We start from the raw sequence: 19,433 nt of genomic DNA on the forward strand, positions 1-19,433 counted from the left end.
GCTCACAGCGGGACGGTGGCCGTCGGGCGGGCCGGTTCCAGGACGACGTGGTGCTCCGGGCCGGCCGAGGCCCGCCCGGCGTGCGGGGCGAAGCCCGCGGCCGCGATGACGACCAGCCACGGCCCGGCGCCTCCGCCGACCGCCACGGCGAAGCTCCCGCCCGCCGTGCCCTCCGCGCGGACCCGGCCGAGCTGGCGGCCATGCGGGTCGACCGCCGTCACGACCGCGTCGAGACCGCGTCCCCGGGCGTCGGTCACCCGGCCTCGGACGGCGACGTCGGACGCGCCGCCCGGGGCTTCCGACGAGGCGGCCCCCGACGCGGTCGATGCGTCCCCCGACGGGAGGGCAGGCGGGCCCGTCGGGTCGATCTCGTGCAGGGCGATCAGGGCGCCGTGCAGCGCGGACAGCTCCGCGAGCAGCGTCTCGGCGGCGTCCCGGTCGGTGTCCGGGCGGTCCGCGTGGGCGCCGGGACCGCGCCCCTCGGCGAGCGCGTCGACGAGGCCCTGGACCGCGCTCATCGCGCCCTGCACCGTCTCGTGGCGGTGGGTCCGGGAGTCCTCCACCGCGTGGATCACGGCGCGCACCCGGGCGGCGCAGCGCACCCACGCCGAGAGCCGGCCGCCGACCGCCTCGCGGCGCGACCCGGAGCCCGGGACGACCCGCAGCGAGAGCGGCACGCCGATGAGGGCGAGCTGGTGGACGGCGGCGTCCAGGGAGCGGGCGCGGGCGTGCAGATCGACCGGCTCGCCGTCGTGCCCGTCACTGCCCGGGCCGCCGTGCAGGACCGCGGCCACGTCCACCGTCGCGGCCCGCAGCTCCTCGGCCAGGCGCGTGCGGGCCGCCTCCTCGGCGCACTTGGCCGACGTGGGCAGGAACGACACCGCGACGACGCCGCCGACGACGGCCCCCAGGGCGGTCTCGCCGACCCGCAGCGCGAGCAGGCCGTCGCTGTAGGTCCCGAGCAGCTCGTAGAGCTCCGCGATGAGGATGGTGATCGCGAACGCGAGCGAGGTGTAGGAGACCCGGAACAGATAGAACCCGACGAAGATCGCCAGGAGGATGACGACCAGCGACACCACCGTCGACGATCCGAGCAGGGGCACCACGACGAGGGCCACGACGACCCCGACGACGGTCCCGACGGTGCGCTGGATCGCCTTGCGGATCGTCTCCGCGGCGGTGGCGGTACCGGTGAAGGCGAGGAAGCAGGCGAGCACCGCCCAGTACCAGCGCTGACCCGAGAGCGCGTCGCCCAGTGCGATCGACAGCGCCCCGGCCAGCGAGATCTGCAGCGCCTGCCGGGTGGTGAGCAGCAGTTTCGCGGCACCCTCGGGAGCCACCATCGGCCCGACGGTCACCGCGCTGCCGGGCAGGAAACCGGCGAACAGCTCAGCGGCCGGCGTGAAGGTCGACGCCGTGCCGGGGGGCCCGTCGCCCTGGTCCCGGCTGTCCCGGGCTCCGCCCCGGCGGTCCTCGTCGAGGACCGTCCCGAGCGCGCGCAGCGCGTCGTCCACCGCCTCGGCCGCGGCCGACGGGACGGCGTCGGGCGCGGCGTCCAGGACGCGGGAGACGGCCGCCTCCGTCCGCAGCACCGCGGCCCGCACCCGGCGGGCGTTGCCGAGGTCGGCGACCGAGTGCGGGACGGCGAGCTGCCCGTCGATCAGGACCGCGACCTCGTCGACCCGCAACAGCGCACGGTCCGGGGTGCCGATCCGGCCGGTCCAGCGCTGCCACGGCGATCGCGCGGCCGGGTCCCGGTGCTCGGCCGAGGCGATCCGCGCCCGCGCGCCGAACGCGTCGACCATGCGCCGCATCCGTCGGGCGGGGCGTTGCGGCGCCGCCACCAGCCCGATGATCAGCAGCAGGACCGTCGTGGTCCCGACGGCGACGAGGACGACCGGTAGCTGCGCGAAGGAGAGCTGCAGGAACAGGGCGATGAAGTAGCCCATCCAGATGACCATGCCGCAGGCGAACGCGCGCGGCCCGAAGCGCCGGACCCACACCACGACGAACATGACCACGACGAACAGCGACAGCGACAGCACCCGGTGCTTGTCCACCAGCGTGCTCAGCGTGATCCCGGCGATCAGCGCCACCGGTAGACAGATCTGGGTGATGGCGCGACCGAGCGTGGTCGGGTCCGAGGCGGTGAACGTCGTCATCATCGTGAGGACGGCGCCGAGGACCAGGACGATCATCGCGGCGGTGCCCTGCAGGCCGAGGGCGCGGGCGACGAGGGCCGCCACGCCGAGCGAGACGGCGAGCGAGACAGCCGCCCGCGTCGCGAGCGCGATCCGGACGTTGCCGGGGTCGGAGGCGAGAAGCCGGTCACGCCACGAGGTGCGGGCGACGACGACGCCGCGCTCCTCCGGTGCCGCGCGCCGCGGCGCGGGCGGGGGTGCGGCCTCGACGCGGTCGGTGTGTGCGGTGGGATCCGTGCCCGGACGTCGTCCGGTCGACGCGATCGTCATCGTCCTCCTCTGGCTCGCCGCCGACGATGTTAGCTGTGCGAACCATCGATCGGGCGATGAACCGGTTCCGGGGGGCGAGATGTGGCGGATTCCGCAGTCCCGCGCACCGGGGTGGCGGAGCGGGTGGGCCGGCCCCGCCCCGCCGACCCGGTGTCAGGCGTTGCAGGTGAAGCTGACCGACGCGCCCCGGACCGGGTCGAGGTTGGTCACCCGGATCGCCGGGGGCGCACTGACGTAGCCCCACGGAACGGTCACGGGGACCCCGGACCCGCCTGCGCTCAACGGGACACCGGTCCAGGTCTCCTTCTTCGCGGCGTCGTACCCCCGGACGGCGATCGTCACCGCCGCGGGCCCGGCGTCGGTGAGCTTGTAGGTCTGCTGGTAACCGGGCGAGCCGAACGTGCTGGTACCCGCGTTGATCTGGTGGTTCCGCTCCTGCGGGAGCGCGAGACCCGAACCACTGCAGAACGCGGAGGCCGAGGCGGTCCCGCCTCCGACGCTGAACACGGTCGCGGCAAGCGCCAGGACGGCGGCCGTGGTCAGGGTGCGCACATGGAGTCCGATGGCGATGCCCGGTGTCATGGCCGGACCATAGTCAGATCTTCACGGGGCAGGGTGCGGCTTTCCGAATCCCGTGGCAGGTCGTGCGGCGGGGGTCAGCGCGCGAGCACGGCGTGCAGGGGACGGCCGGCGAGGCGGCCGCGACCGTCGAGGTCGGGCAGCTCGAGGACGACCGCCAACGAGGCGATCGTGGCCCCGCACTCCTCGACGAGCCCGCATGCGGCCTCGGCGGTGCCGCCGGTGGCGAGGACGTCGTCGATCAGCAGCGCCCGCGCTCCCGGCGCGAGGACGTTCGCCGGGAGCTCGAGCGTGGCCGAGCCGTACTCGAGCTGGTAGGAGCGCGACGCCGCGACCGCGGGCAGCTTCCCCTGTTTGCGCACCGGGACGATGCCGAGCCCGAGCTCCTGGGCGACGGCCGCCCCGAGCAGGAACCCGCGGGCCTCGATCCCGACGACGACGTCGGCGGCCCCGTCCGCGAGCGAGGCCCCGAGCAGCCGCGTGGTCGCGGCCAGCCCGCGCGCGTCCGCGAGGACCGTCGTGAGGTCCCAGAACCGGATACCCGGCTTCGGGAAGTCGGGGACCGCGCGCAGCAGGTCCGCGACGAGCGCGCGGTCCGCGTCGGGGTCGGCGGTGTCGGCGACCCCGACAGGGCTCACCGGCGCCGCTTCCCGCTCGGACGCCCGGATTTCCCGGCCGGTCGCGCGCCGGGGCGCGGGGAGGCACCGGAGGTCCGGTCGGAGGTCGGCGCGGGCCGGGTGGACGGGCCGGCAGCGGGCCCGCCCGCTGCGGCGGCGACCGCGCGGGTGTCGAGGACGTCCGTGGACTCGCCCGTCGTCGCCCGGTCGTCCGCACCGCCCGGGGCCGGGGAGCGGCGGGCGTTCTTCTCCCGCCGCGCGGCCACGCGCTGCGCCTGCTGGATCCATACGCGGTCGCGCATCGCCAGGTCGACGACGATCGGCGTCGCGAGCAGCACCGAGGATGCCGCCCCGATGATCGTCCCCACGAGCTGGACGAGTGCGAGGTCGCCCAACACACCGACGCCGAGCAGGATGACGCCGACGAGGAACAGCCCGATGAGCGGCAGCGCGGCGATGAGCGAGGTGTTGAGCGAGCGCATCAGGGTCTGGTTGACCGCGAGGTTCGCCGCCTCCGCGTAGGTGCGGCGCGTGAGGCCCTTCAGCCCGCGGGTGTTCTCCCGGACCTTGTCGAAGACGACCACCGTGTCGTAGAGGGAGAACCCGAGGATCGTGAGCAGGCCGATCACGGTCGCGGGCGAGACCTCGAAGCCGACGAGCGAGTAGACGCCGGCCGTGACCACGATGTCGTTGATCAGCGCGATGATCGCCGCGATCGCCATCCGGCGTTCGAAGTAGAACGCCAGGTAGGCGGTGACCAGCACGAGGAACACGGCCAGCGCGATGAGCGCCTGGCGGGTGATCTCCCCGCCCCAGCTCGCGCTGACGGCGCTGTCGCTGATCGCCTCCTGGTCGGGCTTGCCGTCGGCGCCGATCGGCTGGAACTGCGTGAACAGCGCCTGGTTGAGCGCGAACTGCTGGCCCTGGTCCAGGCGCTCGGCCTTGATGAGCACGGTCGCCGAGTCGCCCCGACCCGCCAGCTGGACCGACTCGGCCGGGTGTCCGACCGCCTGGTCGAAGGTCTGCTCGACCTGGCTGATCTCGGCGACGCCGGTGGCGCCGCGGGCCGGGAACTGGACCGAGGTCCCGCCCTCGAAGTCGATCGAGAAGTTGAACCCGCGCAGGACCATCGACAACAGGCAGACCAGGACGATCGCGGCGAACACCGCGTAGAACGTGCGCGACCGGCCCACGATGTCGATGCCGCCGTTGCCCTCGTAAAGCACGTCGAGGCGGCTGCGGCGGCCCCGCGCGGCACGGCGCCCCGCCGGGGCGGCGTCGTCCGGGGCGTCCGTCGCGGCGTCGGTCTCGTCGTCGACGTCGCCGGGCGCCAGGTCGTCCTCGAGGTCCTCGGGCTCGGGCGCGTCCCGTCGGCCCTGCGGGCGTCCGGCGCGACGGGTGGGGCGGGTCATCGGGTACCTCCGCGGCCGGAGCCGCTGCGCTGCGACCGGTCGCCGTTCGCGGCGGGCCGGCGGGTCTGGCCGGGACGGGCGCCGGGGCGGGGCGCGGTGCCCGTCCCGCCGCCCCTGCCGCCGGGACCGGGTCTGGTGGTCTGCGAGGCGACGTTGCCGAGACCGGACCAGGCCGGGCTCGCGAACAGCTTCGAGTTCGACGCCAGCGAGAGCAGTGGATGGGTCACCAGGAACACCACGAGGAGGTCGAGGATCGTCGACATCCCGAGTGTGAACGCGAAGCCGCGGACCTGGCCGACGGCCAGGGCGTAGAGCACCACCGCGGCGAGGAAGCTCACGGCGTCGCCGGAGAGGATCGTGCGTCTGGCCCGGGTCCAGCCGCGTGGGACGGCGGACCGGAAGCTGCGGCCCTCCCGCATCTCGTCCTTGATCCGCTCGAAGAAGATCACGAACGAGTCCGCGGTGATGCCGATCGCCACGATGAAGCCCGCGACGCCCGAGAGGTCGAGCGTGAACCCGATGCCGCGGCCGAGCAGGACGAGCACCGCGTAGACGATCAGGCCCGACAGGATCAGCGACAGGATCGTCAGGACGCCCAGAGCGCGGTAGTAGAACAACGAGTAGACGAACACCAGGGCCAGGCCGATGACGCCGGCGATGAGCCCGGCCTGCAGGGACGCGAGGCCCAGGGTGGCCGAGATCGTCTGCGCGTCGGAGGTGTCGAACGACAGCGGGAGCGACCCGTACTTGAGGACGTTCGCCAGGTCGGTCGCCGACTGCTGGTTGAAGTTGCCGCTGATCTGGGAGGTCCCGGCGAGCTGGGGAGCATCGATCCTCGGCGGGGAGACCACCTGGGAGTCGAGTGTGAAGGCCACCGACTTGCCGACGTTGGCCGCGGTGTACTGCCCCCAGATTCCGGCGCCCGTCGACTTGAAGTCCACGTTGATCACGAAGCCGACGCCCTGCTGGTTGGGCGCGGCCGCCGCGTTCGCGATCTCGGTCCCGGACAGGATCGAGGGCCCGAGCACGTACTTGGCGGAGCCGTCGCGGTCGCAGGCGACCAGCGGACGCGTCGGGTCGTCGTACCCACGCAGCGGGTCCTCGGCGGCGCAGTTCAGCTGCTGCAGAGCCTGCACCTGCACGGCCTGGTCGTCGCTCTGGCGGGTCTGCTTCGCGGCGGCGATCGCCGCGGCCAGGCGCGGGTCCTGCGAGGTCCCGCCGCCCGCCGGGGTGCCACCACCGCCGGGGGTCGGCGCGGCCGGGGTCGGCGCGGGCGGGGTCGGCGCCTGGGCGGGCAGCCGCACGCTCTGGCCCGCGGGAGCCTGTCCGGGTGTCCCGCCCCCGGCACCGGTACCGCCGGCCTGACCGGGCTGGGTCTGACCGGGCTGGGTCTGACCGGGCTGGGCCTGGCCCGGCGGGGGTGTGGAGGCGACCGGGCCCGCGACGACCGGGCGGAAGTAGAGCCGGGCCGTCTGCCCGAGGCTGCGCGCCTGGTCACCGGCCTGCCCCGGCACCGTGATGACGAGATTGTTGCCGTTCTGCACGACCTCCGCGCCCGAGACGCCGAGCCCGTTCACGCGCTGCTCGATGATCTGCCGCGCCAGGTTGAGCTGGTCCGGCGTCGGCGCGGCGCCGGTCTCGGTGCGGGCGGTCAGCGTGACCTGGGTCCCGCCCTGCAGATCGATCCCGAGCTTCGGGGTCGGCGAGCCGTCCCCCGTGAGGAAGACCAGCCCGTAGAGGACCACGACGATCGCCGCGAACACGGCGAGGTAGCGGCCGGGCTGGAACCGGACGGTCGGAGGGGCCACGCTGCGTACTCCAGGGTCGGGCGAAGGTCGGGTCCTCGGAGGAGGTCCTCGCCACAGACACCGCAGACTGCACGGGGCGACGGAGCCACGACGCCGGAGCCGCTCTGGACACCGGAGTCGCCGGAGCCACGCCCGCGGGATGCGGCGGACGGCGTGCGCCGAGGACCAGTTCGCAGGGTAGGCCGCCCCCGCGAGGCCGATCGCACCCGGCCCGTCACGCTCCGTCCCGCGGCATGCGGTAGGGCGGCATGCCGTGGGGCGGCCCGACGTCGGGGCGCCCTGTGGCACGCGGGAGAACCCCACGCCGCGGACGGTCGACGCGGCGCGAGGCACCGGTCGGCCGAGTGCGCGGCGCGGGGTCCCGCGTCAGGACGAGGGGCGCGTGTCCCCGGGGGTGTTCGAGCTGGACGAGACGCCGTTGGTGGTCGGGGCGGCGGTCGGGTCGGAGAACCCGGCGGTGCCGCCCGAGGACGCCCGCGGGGTGTCCTGCGGCTCCGGGGTCGACGCGGTGCTCGTGGAGCCGTTCGAGGAGGTGTGCTCCGGCGGGTCGCCGGGGAGGTCCTCGTGGCCGCCGAGCTCCTCGACGATCGCGGTGTCCACGTCGGTGGAGAGCTTCTCGCGGACAGCGGCACGCAGCCACGTGGTGATCACGTCGGGGGCGATCTCCAGGTCGATGGTCTTCTCGTCGTCGGTGTCGACGACGGTGCCGCTGATCCCGGAGGTCATCACGACGACGTCACCGACCGAGATCGCGTTCTGCAGGCTCTCCTGCTGCTGCGCCTGCTTCTTCCGCTGCCGGCTCGAGAAGAAGATCATGCCGATCATGAAGATGATCAGCAGAGGGAAGAGGAAGTCCATCTCGCTCCGTTCGGATCCGTGCGGTGCGACCGACCGCACTACCCGCGATCCGTCGTACGTGCTCAGGTCGAGTCTGCCAGCTCACCCGAAGAGCGTGGGCGCACCCTGCCCGTCGTCTTCGTCCGGAACGTCCCGATCCGGCGGTTTCTCCCCCAGATGGCGCCATGCCGCGGGGGTCGCGACACGTCCGCGTGGCGTACGCGCGAGCATCCCCGCCCGCACCAGGTAGGGCTCGCAGACCTCCTCCACGGTGCCCGGTTCCTCGCCGACGGCGACCGCGAGCGTGGACACCCCGACCGGTCCACCCCCGAACGACCGCACCAGCGCGGCGAGCACGGCGCGGTCGAGCCGGTCCAGACCGAGCTCGTCGACGTCGTAGACCGCGAGTGCCGCCCTCGCGACCTCCCGGGTGACCGATCCGTCCGCGCGCACCTCGGCGTAGTCGCGCACCCGACGCAGCAGGCGGTTGGCGATGCGCGGCGTGCCCCGGGAGCGGAAGGCGATCTCCCGGCCGCCGTCGGGCTGCAGGTCGACCTCGAGGATCTGGGCGCTGCGAGCGACCACGAGTTCGAGGTCCTCGGGCTCGTAGAACTCCATGTGCCCGGTGAAGCCGAACCGGTCCCGCAGCGGCCCGGTGAGCGACCCCGCCCGCGTGGTGGCCCCGACCAGCGTGAACGGCGCGACGTCGAGCGGGATGGACGTGGCGCCCGGCCCCTTGCCGACGATGATGTCGACCCGGAAGTCCTCCATCGCGAGGTAGAGCATCTCCTCGGCCGGGCGCGCCATGCGGTGGATCTCGTCGATGAACAGCACGTCGCCCTCGACGAGGTTCGACAGCATCGCGGCGAGATCCCCCGCCCGCTCGAGCGCCGGACCGCTGGTGATGCGCACGCCGCTGCCGAGCTCGTTCCCGATGATCATCGCGAGGCTCGTCTTGCCCAGCCCGGGCGGCCCGGAGAGCAGTACGTGGTCCGGCGGACTCCCCCGGCGCAGCGCTCCCTGCAGCACCAGGTCGAGCTGCTCGCGGACCCGCGGCTGACCGATGAACTCCGCCAGCCGCGCCGGGCGCAGGCGGTTCTCCAGATCCGACTCGCCCGCCTCGCGCGTGGCCGCGAGCGCCCGTTCCAGGTCGGCCGAGAGCTCGTCGCCGCCGGTCACGGCGCCTCCTCCCCCGTCATCGGGCGGGTCCCAGCCGGTGCAGGGCGGCGCGGAGGACCGCCGAGGAGCCCGCACCGTCCCCGAGGTCGCCCACGGTCTCGTCCACCGCCTTCTCGGCGGGCTTGGGGGCGAAACCGAGCCCCACGAGCGCCTCGACGACCTGGTCGCGCATCGTGCCGCTCGCGACGACCGACGGCATGGCCGCGTCCTCGAGGTCCGCCCCGACCCCGTCCGGCGGCGCCACCTTGTCCCGCAGCTCCACGACCAGCCGCTCGGCACCCTTGCGGCCGATGCCCGGCACGCTCATGAGGGTCGTCAGGTTGCCGTCGGCGAGGGCCCGGCTCAGCGAGGAGGGGTCGAGCACCGCGAGCGTCGAGAGCGCGAGCCGCGGCCCGACGCCGGTGACGGTCTGGAGCAGGCCGAACAGCTCCCGCTCGGCGGCGTCCGCGAAGCCGAAGAGGGTCAGCGAGTCCTCGCGCACCACCAGCGCGGTCTCCAGGCGGGCGCTCTGGCCGCGCCGCAGCCCGGCGAGCGTGGTCGGCGTGGCCTGCACCGCCATGCCCACGCCGCCGACCTCGACCACCGCGTGATCCAGCCCGACCGAGAGCACCTCTCCACGCACGGACGAGATCACGACGCACCTCCCTGACGGTGTCCCCGACGAACACCTGTTCGAGCGGCGACGCTACCGCGAGCGTCCGACGGTCTCCCCCGTGCCACGCCGACCACACGCGGCCCGCCCCGATCGCGCGTCAGCGGCGCGGGGCACGGGCGGGCCGGACGGTCTTCCCGGCCGTGGTCGGTCCCTCGGCCTGCCGGGCGGCCGTCTGCGCCGCGGCCTGGGCGGCGGCCTTCGTGGTCGCCGCCCTCGAGGCCCTCCGTGCGGCGGCGAGGCGGGCGGAGTGGGTGCGGGCCACCTCCGCGGCGCGCGCCTCGGCCTCGGCCATCCGAGCGGCCATCGGAGCCCGCCAGCAGTGGCACACCGCGAGGGCGAGCGCGTCGGCCGCGTCCGCGGGGCGGGGCGCGGACTCCAGCGCCAGCACCCGCCGCACCATCGCGGTCACCTGCGCCTTGTCGGCCCGCCCGGACCCGGTGACCGCGGCCTTGACCTCGGACGGCGTGTGGAAGGCGACCGGGAGCCCCGCCCGTCCCGCGACCAGGGCCACCACCCCGCCCGCCTGCGCGGTCCCGATCACCGAGCGGACGTTGTGCTGGCTGAACACCCGCTCGACCGCGACGACGTCGGGCCGGTGCTCGGCGATCCACTCCTCGATCGCGTCGGCGATCGCGGCGAGGCGGGCGGCGACCTCGTCGTCGGGCGGGGTGCGCACCACGTCGACGGCGACGGCCCGGACCACACGTCCGCCTGCGCCCTCGACGACCCCGAGTCCGCACCGCGTGAGCCCCGGGTCCACTCCCAGCACGCGCATGGCGGGCACGCTACCGACCGGTCCGGCCGCTGCCGGACGGCGACGCGCCACCACCTCCCCCGACGTGGTGAGCTGATCGTCATGAGCACCCCGCACCCGGCCGAGGAGCCTCGGCCCCCGTTCCCGCCGTTCGACGCCGAGTCCGCCGCGAAGAAGGTCCGCGCGGCGGAGAACGCCTGGAACACGCACGACCCGGAGAAGGTGTCACTGGCCTACACCGTCGACACCGTCTGGCGGAACCGCGACCGGTGGGTCACCGGCCGGGAGGAGGTCGTCGCCTTCCTCGCCGCGAAGTGGGAGCGCGAACGGGAGTACGCGCTGCGCAAGGCACTGTGGACCTTCGCGGGGAACCGGATCGCCGTGCGCTTCCAGTACGAGTGCCAGGACGCCGACGGGCAGTGGTGGTGCTGCTACGGCAACGAGAACTGGGAGTTCGCGGAGAACGGGCTGATGCGCCGCCGCGAGGCCAGCATCAACGACCTGCGCATCGACGCCTCGGAACGCCGCATCCACGGGACGCGCGCCGAGGGCGACGAGTCCGAGATCCCGATCTGAGGAAGCTCCACCCGGGCGGGCTCAGCGCAGCGCCCACTCGGGAACCTCCCGCGCCCGCTCCGACCGCGCCGCGACCGGGCCGGGGTCCCCGTGCCGGAACGTCACGCTGATCCGCGGACCCGCGCCCGGATCCTTGGGCACCGTGTGCTGCCACTCGTGCTGGCACCGCCCGCCCATCACCAGCAGGTCCCCGCCGCACAGCGTGAGCCACCGCGTGCCGCCGCCGGCGAGCGCCCGCAGCCCGAAACGGCGCGGCGCGCCGAGCGAGACGATGGCGACCACCGGTTCGGGATGGACGAACCGCACCCGGTCGCCGTGCCAGGCCACCGAGTCGGCCCCGTCGCGATAGAAGTTCGCCGAGACCCGGTCGAACGGCTCGGAGTACCGCTCCACCAGGGCCGCCGCGAGATGCTCGGCCGGAGACGGCGCCTCGGCCAGCGCCCAGCCACACGTGAGCCTCGGCTCGACGATCTGCTGGGTGAACATCCGCCTGCGCCGCTGGTTCCATGGCACCGCGCCGACCAGCTCCGAGAACCAGCCGTCCGAGCGGGGCAACCAGCCGGGCACGACATCAACCCACGATCGCTCGTCGAGGTGCGTTCGGTGCGCCCCCGTCCAGGAGACCTCCCCCGCCACGGCGGGCGCGGCGCCGGACTCGTCGGGCACCGCGTCGAACAGGGAGGGGGTGAACACGGCCGTCATGAGATAGAGTCGAACACATGTTCGAAGATGCGGCAAGTCCCGCCGTCCGGAAGCCCTGCAGGTGGATGCCCGCCCGCCCCGGACGGGTACCGCTGCGGACATGAGCGCCAGGCACGCCGTCATCCACGGCCGGGTCCAGGGAGTCTTCTACCGCGCGAGCGCCGAGCAGGAGGCGACGCGGCTCGGGGTCGCGGGCTGGGTGCGCAACCTGCCCGACGGCACGGTCGAGCTCGTCGTCGAGGGCGACGACGCGGCGGTGGAGCGGATGCTGGAGTGGGCGGGCCGCGGCCCGAGCCACGCGCAGGTCACCCACGTCGACGTCGCGGACCGGACCGAGGAGGGCCACACCGGATTCGGACAGCGCTGAGGGCCTGCGCCGACCCGGAGCCGGCCGGACTGTGAGCGGCGAGGCACGGATACCACGGTTGCCCGGCGCCACTGATCGGGAAGCCGCCTCTCGAGCGGGTCGACGGCGACCCGGAGACACCACCCGAGAGGGGAACGCCATGAGCGACGCGGACAAGGTCGAGAACAAGAGCGAGGAGCTCAAGGGCAAGGTCAAGGAGACCGCGGGCAACGCGGTCGGCAACGAGTCCCTCGAGGCCGAGGGCAAGGCCGACCAGACCAAGAGCTCCGTCAAGCAGGCGGGCGAGAAGGTCAAGGACGCTTTCAAGTCCTGACCGTCCCCGTGCACACGACGGCGCCCGCAGCCCTCAGGGCGCGGGCGCCGTCGTCGTTGCGGCCCGTTCACCTCGGGTGCGCACCGGGGCCGAGCGGATGTCACACCCCGATGCCGGCGCGAGCCGCTCAGGTCTGTTCGGGTGACGCGAGTCCGGACCCACCCACACCGGATGAGCGTCCCGGTTACCGTCCGCACGTGCCCGACCCGGACCCTGCCGCACCGCCGACGGACGTCGTCGTCCTCGGCGCGGGCATCGCCGGGCTCACCTGTGCTCTCGGCCTCGCCGAGGCGGGTCACCGGGTCCGGGTCTGGTCCGCGGACGATCCGACGGCGACCACCTCGGCGCACGCTGGTGGCGTCTGGAAACCGACGTACCAGGCTCCGCTCGCGGGGTCCCTCGCGTGGGCGGCCCGCTCCCTCGAGGAGTACCTCCGGCTGGCGGCGCGGCCCGGGACCGGGGTGCGCATGGTCGACGCCGTCACCGTCGGGGAGGTTCCCGACCTCGACACCCTGCCCGCACAGCTCCGCCTGCTGCCCGACCTGAGCCCCGACCCGCCGGCCCGGCTCCCGACGGGATTCGACCGGGGACTGCGCCACCGGTCCCCCGTCGTCGACGTGCCGATCCATCTCGGGTGGCTCGTGGAACGGCTCACCGAGCTGGGCGGGAAGATCGAGACCCGCCGGGTCGAGTCGCTCGACGAGCCGCTCGAGCAGGCGTCCGTGGTCTTGGTCGCCGCCGGGCTGGGTTCTCGGGAGCTCGCGGAGGACCCGTCCGTGCGGCCGCTGTTCTCGCAGTACGTGGTCACCGACAACCCGGGGATCACCCAGGTCCTCGTCGAGATCTCCGATGCGCGCCGCTGGACCTCGATCATCCCGCAGGCCGACCGGGTCCACCTCGGTGGTGTGCGTGTTCCGGGGCGCACCGACCGGGCCCCGGATCGGGAGGAGGCCCGCGAGATCCTGCACCGCTGCCGCGAGGCGGAACCCCGGCTGCACGACGCCCGGGTACTGCGCATCGACACCGGCATCCTGCCGGCCCGCCCGACGACCCGGGTCGAGGCCGAACGCCGCGGGGCCGGGCTCGTCGTGCACAACTACGGACACGGCGGCAGCGGGCTCTCGCTGTGCTGGGGCACCGCCCACGAGGTCGTCCGGCTCGTCGCCGAGCGCGGTCCCGCCGCGGACCACGCCCGCACCTGAACGCTCAGAAGGGTCTGCGGGCGATGCCCGGGACCCGCGCCGGGAGCACCAGCTCACCCCGGGCGCGCCGGGCGGCGTCCCGCAGCACCCCCACCAGGCGATCGCCGTTGCGTCGCCCCGAGATCGGGTCGAGCCGGTCGTGGACCAGCGGGTTCGGGTGGGGCGCGCGGGAGACCGTCGCGCCGCCCAGCTGCCAGGGGACCCGGCCGCGACGGGTCAGGGCCTCCCAGGCCTTCGCCGCGGGCGCACCGAGCAGCACGACCTCCCGGGGCGGCGCGCCGAGCAGGTCGAGGAACTCGCCCAGCCGCGGCGTCGCACGCACCGCCTCTCCCGTGAGTCGCCGCGGCTCGTGGGTGGGATTGGAGATCCACCACGGCACCAGGTGCCAGTGCAGGGTGATCTCGTGCTCCAGCCCGGCCCGGTCGGCGGCGCGGTAGAGGTTCGCCGAGGTCGCGTCGTTGGCGTAGCGGCTGACGAACCCGCAGCCGTCCTCGGCATCGCCCGCGGGCTCGTGGAGCAGCAGCAGGACCCGGGCGCCCTCGCCCGCGGCGGTCGGATCGACGTACGGGACGTTCTCGAGGGTCGTGTCGCGGAGACGGTCGACCCAGCGGTTGAGCCTGCCCGCCGGGCCGTCGTGACGCCGGGCCCACCAGTAGGCGTGCCGTTCGGGCGCGAGCTCGCGGCTGAACAGCTCACCCCGCCGCTGGGCCAGCCGGTTCCAGACGACGTCCGGTGTCCGGGCGCCGACGTCCCCCGTCCGTGCCACGGTCTCCAGCCTAGGTGCGCGATGATGGTGGTGTGCTGTTCGCCCAGCGCTTCGCCGAGCCGATCGCGCGCGGCGAGGTCGACCTGACGTTCCGGCGCTGGAAGCGCCCCCTGGTGCGCCCCGGCCGCCCCTACCGGACGCTCGTCGGCCGCCTCGAGGTCGACGAGGTGGCTGAGGTCGAGCCCGATCCCCGCAGCGCACTGGCGGCGACCCCGCCGTCGTCGTCGGACGCCGACGAGATCGCCGGGAAGCTCGACGCCACGGACCGGCGCAGCAGCCACGGCCCCTGGGTGTGGGCGACGCTGCGGGCGATCGCCGTGGACCCCGGTCGTCGTGCCCCCGACCTCGCCGCCGCCTTCGGACGCGAGACCGCGCCCTTCAAGGTCGACGTCCGCAAGCTCAGGGCGCTGGGACTGACCCTCTCGCTCCCGGTCGGCTACGAGCTCTCCCCGCGCGGGCAGGCCGTGCTCGCGAGCCGGGACCGCCGCCGTGGCCGATGACCTCGTCGTCCGCCTCCACGGCGGGCCCGACCGCGACGGCGAGATCGACGCCGACGGTCTCGTGGCGCTGGTCGGGGCGTTGCAGCTGCTGATGACGCGCGTCGCCCGCCACCTGGTCGAGCAGGCCCGCCCCGGGCGCAGCGCAGGCGTGGTGGAGCGCGCCGCACGCCTGCGGCTGGTGGGCCTCGACGCGGGGACGACGGTGCTGCGCTTCGCGGTGGGTGAGGACGACGTGCTCGGTGAGGGGCTGGAGCACGAGATCACCGACGCGGTGTTCGAGCTGGTCCGCGGTCTCTGGAACGAGGCGCCGCCGGTCTGGACCACACCGCTGCTCGGGGACGCGTGCGTCGACCTGCTCGACGCCCTGGCCCGCACCTCTCGCACGACCACGCTCGGCGGGAGCCGATTCCGCGACGCGAGCTTCCGGCCGGGCGATCTCTCGCGCCTCCCGTGGCCGCGCGCCGACCCGCCCCGCAGCTACGGCGCCGCGCAGACCGTGCGGGGCACGCTCGACCGCGTCGACCTGCGGCGCGGCATCGTGCGGGTGCTCGACGACGCGGGCCGGGACGTCGTGGTGGAGGGGGTCGTGCCCGACTCCGACCCGGCGCTGTTCGGCTCCGACCCCGACCCGGCGGCCGTCGCGCGGCTGCTCGGGCAGGAGGTCGTCGTGACAGGGCCCGCCAGTCGCGGGCCCGGGGGGCTGCGGCTGCGGGGCGCGACGATCCGGCGCGCCTGAGACGGGAACCGATCCGCCTCCGGGGCCCTCCAAGGGAGTGCAGGCACCCGTGAGGAGGAGGGGTTCGTGACGAGGAACCGCTATGTCGTCGGCGCGGACCCGGTGTGAGGCGGCCGGCGCGGAGGCCGGGTCCCCGACGACGCCCGGTCCGGGTCGCGGGGAGCCCGGAGCGTGACGACCGGCGCCGATGGGAGACCGGGCTCCCCGCCGCCCGCGAGGCCACCCGCCTGACCGACCGCCCCGACGGCGAGCTGGCGGTCCAATTGCCTCCGCCGTTCCTGGAGAGCGGCTCCCTGCCACGGCTCGTGGTGGGCGAGGAGATCGAGGTCGCGCCCGCGATCTTCGTCGCCGCGGTGACCCCGTCCGGAGCCGGCCCCGTGGGGTGGGTGGTCGACGACCTCGGGATCGTCGACGCGGTGGGCACGGTGCTCACCTCCCTGCCCGGCGGGACGGACGACGGCGCCACCGGGCCGGTGAGCGTGCTCGACGCGGGAGGGCGGCTGTTCCCGCTGTACTGGTCGACGACGCCACCGCTCGAGGGCCGTACCGGCATCGGGGGCGCCCTCTACCTCGACCCGGACCTCGCGGCAGGCACCGAGCACGGTGAGGTGGTCGCGCTGTGCCGCGAGCGCTACCGCGTCACGGCGCTCTTCCGGGCCTCGCGCGGCGGGTGGGCGCCGGGGCCGCCCGTCGAGATCTACGAGGTGCCCGACCCACCGCCCGCCGACGCCGTCCTCGTGGCCCGCCTGCTCCCGGTGCGACCCCGCGACACGGGGACGTTTCCGCTGGTCGATTGACGCGTCGGCTACGGGATCGTCCCTATCCTGGCGCCCGTGCAGGTGGTCGCGATCGTGCCGGCGTGGATGCTGGCGGACGGGGCGTACGTCGGGCTGGCCGTGGGCCAGCGGGTCACGACCGGCCTGGCGCTCGCCGTGATCGACGCGACCGTGGCGCCCTCGGCCGCGGTCGGCCTCGAGCAGTCCGACGACCAGCCCGGCTTCACGACGCTGACCGGCCGCGTCGAGTGCCCGCAGAACGCCGACGGGTCGCGGGCAGGCACCGTGCTGTGCACCGGATCGTGGGCCGTGGTGCCGTTCGCGGCCACCCCGCTCAGCGTGGGTGAACGGGTCGTCGCCTCCGGCTGGCTCACCGCCGAGCCCTACCTCTGGGCGGCCGAGGGCGCCCTGGCCCACGCGGTCCCCGCGGGCAGGCAGGCGTGGCGGGTCGCCCGGGTCCGCCGCGTCGAGGAGGCCGACCCGTGCAGTATCGAGCGCCTCCCCGACGAGGCGGACGTGGACCCGGATGCGGCCTATCTGCTGGAGCTCTCGGCCGCCACGTGATCGAGGCGCTCTGAGGATCCCCGGCACCGCCCGACGAGCGAGTCACCGTGACTCGGTTCGATGTCTCGGCGTCGGGGCCCACGGGGACGTCGGCGGCGGAACGAGCCCCGCTCAGCGGGTGCGGCGGGCGCGCTTGTCGGCGTACATGGCGGCGTCGGCCACCGCGACGGCCTCGGCGAAGCCGCTGGCGACACCGACGTGGGCGAGGCCCGCCGAGCACGGGGTCCCCGCCGCGTCCAGGGCCTCCTGCAGGCGGGCCACGAGCGGTACGGCGTCCTCGGGACCCACGGTCGCGACCATGGCGAACTCGTCGCCGCCGAGCCGCGCGAGCGGATCGCCACGACGGGTCACCGAGCGCAGTGTCTCGGCGGTGCGTCGCAGGTAGACGTCCCCGGCGTCGTGACCCTCGGTGTCGTTGACCCGCTTGAGCCCGTCGAGGTCCATCATCACCACGCAGGCCGGGTCGCCGAAGCGACGGAACCGTTCCTCCTCGCGGGCGAGCCAGCGCTCCCAGCCGCGGCGGTTCAGCAGGCCGGTCAGGGCGTCCGTCTCGGCGTCGGAGACCGCGAGCTCGAGCTGACGCGCCGATTGCACCGCGTTGGAGTCGGCCTCCAGGACGCTGGAGAGCAGGCTCGAGAGCAGGTCGAGCAACGTCTCGTGGGTGACGAACCCGGCGTCGAGGGGCTCGGAGTTGATCCCGATGACGGTGCCGAAGAGGTCGCCGTCGGGGTAGAGGATCGGGGTGCCGACGTAGGCCGCGACCGGCATGCCGTTCTCGGCGGCGGAGGCGATCACGTCGCACAGCGCGGGTTCGGCGCCGGTGTCGGGCACCACGCGCGGGGTCTCCCCGGAGACCATCGTCCGGCAGATCGACATCGTCCACTTGCCCTCGACGCCGGGCACCAGCCCGTAGCCGTGGTCGTCGCTCACGAGGACGGTCTGCCGCTCCCCCGCCACGCGCGTCACGGCCCAGGCGCCCATCGGCAGCGCCCCGGCGAGGTAGTCGACCACCATGTAGCAGGCCTGGTCGAACGCGCGCGGAGGTGTGAGCTCCGCGGTCACGGTGCTGGTCATGTCGCTCTCGGCCCCCTCAGCCCGGGTGCCCGCGCCCCCTCGCGCGCGTCCCGTGACCGCCCATTCTGGAGCGCCGGGCGCGACACCGGACCGGGAGGGGTCACCCGTCGCAGATGCAGCAACGGGTACGGCCTGCCGTCGGCGTCGGTCTCCGACCTGCCGATCTCGACGAAGCCCCGGCGCGCGTACCAGGCCCGCGCCGACGGGTTCTGCTCGTTGACGTCCACGGTCAGCAGCGGGTGATGGGCCGCCGCGTCGTCGAGCAGGGCGGAGCCCGCCCCGCGCCCGTGCACCTCGGGGTCGACGAAGAGCATGTCCACCTCGCCTCCGCTCCCGCCGAGGAAGCCCACCGGCCCGTCGGGGCCCGTCGCCACCCGCACCGCCGCCCGGGCGATCTCCGCCCGCGACCGGGGCTCGAGCTCCTCGACCGCACCCGCCGGCAGGAAGTCGTGGGTCGCCTCGACCGCGCGGCGCCACACGGCGACGAGCGTGTCCAGGTCGGCGGGGTCCGCGTCCCGGATCTCCCAGGTCATCGAACCAGCGTAGGGACTTGACCCTCACGCCGCGTGAGGCCGCACGCTGATTCACCATGACCGGAGTGACGGAGACGGGGATGACGGTCGGCCAGGTGGCCGAGCGCTTCGCGGTGACGGTGCGGACCCTGCACCACTACGACGAGATCGGGCTGCTGCGCCCGAGCCGTCGCAGTGCGGCGGGCTACCGCCTCTACACCGACGCCGACGTCACCCGTCTGCGGCACGTCGTCGTGTACCGCCGGCTCGGGTTCGCCCTCGAGGAGATCGCCGTCGTCCTCGACGATCCCGGCGCCGACGTGTCGGCGCACCTGCGACGCCAGCGGGACGCGGTCATGTCCCGGCTCGACGAGCTCTCCGGTCTCGTCATGGCCATCGATCGAGCCCTGGAGGCGGAGATGACCGGAATCCACCTGACGCGCGAGGAGCAGAAGGAGCTCTTCGGCGACGGGTTCCACGAGGAGTACCAGGCCGAGGCGCAGGAGCGCTGGGGTGACACCGAACAGTGGAAGCAGTCCCAGGCCCGGACCTCGCGGTACACGAAGGCGGACTGGCAGGCGATCAAGGCCGAGGCCGATGCGGTCGAGGACGCGTTCGTCGCCGCGAAGCGTTCCGGGGCGGCCCCGGACTCCGATGCCGCCCTCGCCGCGGCGGAGGCTCACGGCAGACACATCCAGGAGCGCTTCTACGACCTCTCCCCCGAGATGCATCTCTGCTTGGCCCGGATGTACGTCGCGGACGATCGGTTCACGCAGCACTACGACGACCTCGAGCCGGGGCTCGCGCAGTACGTGCACGACGCGATCGAGGGGCTGCGCGCCAGGTGAACGGACGTCGCCGCTCCGACGACCACATCCGCTCACCGGGCCGAAGGCCAGCGGTGCGCCTCCGCGATCACCTCGACCAGCCGGCCGACCGCCGCGTCGAACACGGTCTTGCCGTGCTCGGCGGTGGCGCCGGTGGGGTCGCCGATGTGGCCGTCGGGGCCGAAGTCGTCGGTGAGCCAGCCGAA

23 protein-coding genes are annotated in these 19,433 nt (G+C 74.3%); 9 read left to right on the top strand and 14 right to left on the bottom strand.

All coding sequences use genetic code 11. The annotated features are described in order from the left end of the window. Positions 1-2: 2 nt before the first annotated feature. The 9 genes from VGI02_RS20250 to ruvC all read right to left on the bottom strand — a co-directional run bounded on the left by VGI02_RS20250 (position 3) and on the right by ruvC (position 10,333). Entirely contained in the window at positions 3-2,471 is a 2,469-nt protein-coding gene (locus VGI02_RS20250) for an FUSC family protein (RefSeq protein WP_331630182.1), read from the bottom strand. Between the two features lie 153 nt (positions 2,472-2,624). Beyond that, a complete protein-coding gene (locus VGI02_RS20255; RefSeq protein WP_331630184.1) occupies positions 2,625-3,053 on the bottom strand; it encodes a hypothetical protein in 429 nt (142 codons plus the stop codon). Between the two features lie 74 nt (positions 3,054-3,127). Next, the gene (locus tag VGI02_RS20260; protein WP_331630186.1) at positions 3,128-3,688 is read right to left on the bottom strand and encodes an adenine phosphoribosyltransferase; all 561 of its coding nucleotides are present in this window, start codon (positions 3,686-3,688) and stop codon (positions 3,128-3,130) included. Continuing rightward, entirely contained in the window at positions 3,685-5,079 is a 1,395-nt protein-coding gene (gene secF / locus VGI02_RS20265) for a protein translocase subunit SecF (RefSeq protein ID WP_331630189.1), read from the bottom strand. The genes VGI02_RS20260 and secF overlap by 4 nt, the downstream gene beginning before the upstream one ends. Further along, positions 5,076-6,887: a protein translocase subunit SecD gene (gene secD, locus VGI02_RS20270; RefSeq protein ID WP_331630191.1), complete on the bottom strand. Its 1,812-nt coding sequence runs from the start codon at positions 6,885-6,887 to the stop codon at positions 5,076-5,078. The genes secF and secD overlap by 4 nt, the downstream gene beginning before the upstream one ends. Before the next feature lie 366 nt (positions 6,888-7,253). Beyond that, the gene (gene yajC, locus VGI02_RS20275) at positions 7,254-7,745 is read right to left on the bottom strand and encodes a preprotein translocase subunit YajC (RefSeq protein ID WP_331630193.1); all 492 of its coding nucleotides are present in this window, start codon (positions 7,743-7,745) and stop codon (positions 7,254-7,256) included. Between the two features lie 81 nt (positions 7,746-7,826). Continuing rightward, complete coding sequence (ruvB, locus tag VGI02_RS20280) at positions 7,827-8,873, bottom strand: Holliday junction branch migration DNA helicase RuvB (protein WP_331630226.1); 1,047 nt, start codon at positions 8,871-8,873, stop codon at positions 7,827-7,829. Positions 8,874-8,919: 46 nt separating this feature from the next. Continuing rightward, entirely contained in the window at positions 8,920-9,537 is a 618-nt protein-coding gene (gene ruvA, locus VGI02_RS20285) for a Holliday junction branch migration protein RuvA (RefSeq protein WP_331630195.1), read from the bottom strand. 118 nt (positions 9,538-9,655) lie between these two features. Further along, on the bottom strand, positions 9,656-10,333 hold the full coding sequence (ruvC, locus tag VGI02_RS20290; RefSeq protein WP_331630197.1) for a crossover junction endodeoxyribonuclease RuvC: 678 nt from the start codon (positions 10,331-10,333) through the stop codon (positions 9,656-9,658). Positions 10,334-10,414: 81 nt separating this feature from the next. Between ruvC and VGI02_RS20295 the strand changes: the two genes are divergently transcribed. Then, entirely contained in the window at positions 10,415-10,888 is a 474-nt protein-coding gene (locus VGI02_RS20295) for a nuclear transport factor 2 family protein (protein ID WP_331630199.1), read from the top strand. A 21-nt stretch (positions 10,889-10,909) separates the two neighbouring features. On the opposite strand, the gene VGI02_RS20300 is transcribed toward VGI02_RS20295, so the two are convergent. Then, positions 10,910-11,581 carry an alpha-ketoglutarate-dependent dioxygenase AlkB gene (locus VGI02_RS20300; RefSeq protein ID WP_414638328.1) on the bottom strand — a complete coding sequence of 224 codons (672 nt, stop codon included), beginning with the start codon at positions 11,579-11,581 and terminating at the stop codon, positions 10,910-10,912. Positions 11,582-11,690: 109 nt separating this feature from the next. On the opposite strand from VGI02_RS20300, the gene VGI02_RS20305 reads away from it, so the two are divergent. From VGI02_RS20305 to VGI02_RS20315, 3 genes are all read left to right on the top strand, one after another. Continuing rightward, the gene (locus VGI02_RS20305; RefSeq protein ID WP_331630203.1) at positions 11,691-11,957 is read left to right on the top strand and encodes an acylphosphatase; all 267 of its coding nucleotides are present in this window, start codon (positions 11,691-11,693) and stop codon (positions 11,955-11,957) included. Between the two features lie 139 nt (positions 11,958-12,096). Continuing rightward, on the top strand, positions 12,097-12,270 hold the full coding sequence (locus tag VGI02_RS20310; protein ID WP_331630205.1) for a CsbD family protein: 174 nt from the start codon (positions 12,097-12,099) through the stop codon (positions 12,268-12,270). A gap of 197 nt (positions 12,271-12,467) precedes the next feature. Continuing rightward, a complete protein-coding gene (locus VGI02_RS20315) occupies positions 12,468-13,472 on the top strand; it encodes an FAD-dependent oxidoreductase (RefSeq protein ID WP_331630207.1) in 1,005 nt (334 codons plus the stop codon). A gap of 4 nt (positions 13,473-13,476) precedes the next feature. Here the strand turns inward: VGI02_RS20315 and VGI02_RS20320 are convergent, their stop codons facing one another. After that, complete coding sequence (locus VGI02_RS20320; RefSeq protein WP_331630209.1) at positions 13,477-14,238, bottom strand: uracil-DNA glycosylase family protein; 762 nt, start codon at positions 14,236-14,238, stop codon at positions 13,477-13,479. Between the two features lie 32 nt (positions 14,239-14,270). Here VGI02_RS20320 and VGI02_RS20325 point away from each other — a divergent pair, with 32 nt between their 5' ends. From VGI02_RS20325 to VGI02_RS20340, 4 genes are all read left to right on the top strand, one after another. Further along, positions 14,271-14,738: a hypothetical protein gene (locus VGI02_RS20325; RefSeq protein WP_331630211.1), complete on the top strand. Its 468-nt coding sequence runs from the start codon at positions 14,271-14,273 to the stop codon at positions 14,736-14,738. Then, entirely contained in the window at positions 14,728-15,474 is a 747-nt protein-coding gene (locus VGI02_RS20330) for a hypothetical protein (protein ID WP_331630213.1), read from the top strand. Before VGI02_RS20325 ends, VGI02_RS20330 begins: the two co-directional genes overlap by 11 nt. A 104-nt stretch (positions 15,475-15,578) precedes the next feature. Further along, positions 15,579-16,271, top strand: coding sequence for a hypothetical protein (locus VGI02_RS20335; protein ID WP_331630215.1), 693 nt, complete (start codon positions 15,579-15,581; stop codon positions 16,269-16,271). A gap of 36 nt (positions 16,272-16,307) precedes the next feature. Next, positions 16,308-16,814, top strand: a complete 507-nt coding sequence (locus VGI02_RS20340; RefSeq protein WP_331630217.1) for a hypothetical protein — start codon at positions 16,308-16,310, stop codon at positions 16,812-16,814. A gap of 111 nt (positions 16,815-16,925) precedes the next feature. Here the strand turns inward: VGI02_RS20340 and VGI02_RS20345 are convergent, their stop codons facing one another. Both VGI02_RS20345 and VGI02_RS20350 read right to left on the bottom strand, forming a co-directional pair. Beyond that, positions 16,926-17,888 carry a GGDEF domain-containing protein gene (locus tag VGI02_RS20345; protein ID WP_331630218.1) on the bottom strand — a complete coding sequence of 321 codons (963 nt, stop codon included), beginning with the start codon at positions 17,886-17,888 and terminating at the stop codon, positions 16,926-16,928. Next, entirely contained in the window at positions 17,885-18,421 is a 537-nt protein-coding gene (locus tag VGI02_RS20350) for an acetyltransferase (RefSeq protein WP_331630220.1), read from the bottom strand. The genes VGI02_RS20345 and VGI02_RS20350 overlap by 4 nt, the downstream gene beginning before the upstream one ends. 56 nt (positions 18,422-18,477) lie before the next feature. Here VGI02_RS20350 and VGI02_RS20355 point away from each other — a divergent pair, with 56 nt between their 5' ends. Next, positions 18,478-19,248 carry a MerR family transcriptional regulator gene (locus tag VGI02_RS20355; RefSeq protein WP_331630222.1) on the top strand — a complete coding sequence of 257 codons (771 nt, stop codon included), beginning with the start codon at positions 18,478-18,480 and terminating at the stop codon, positions 19,246-19,248. A 32-nt stretch (positions 19,249-19,280) separates the two neighbouring features. Here VGI02_RS20355 and VGI02_RS29155 read toward each other — a convergent pair. Further along, positions 19,281-19,433, bottom strand: a 153-nt coding sequence (locus VGI02_RS29155) for a creatininase family protein (protein ID WP_414638329.1), incomplete at its 5' end; no start/stop codon positions are given.

The organism is Actinomycetospora sp. (assembly GCF_036497245.1).
Classification (GTDB): Bacteria; Actinomycetota; Actinomycetes; order Mycobacteriales; family Pseudonocardiaceae; genus Actinomycetospora.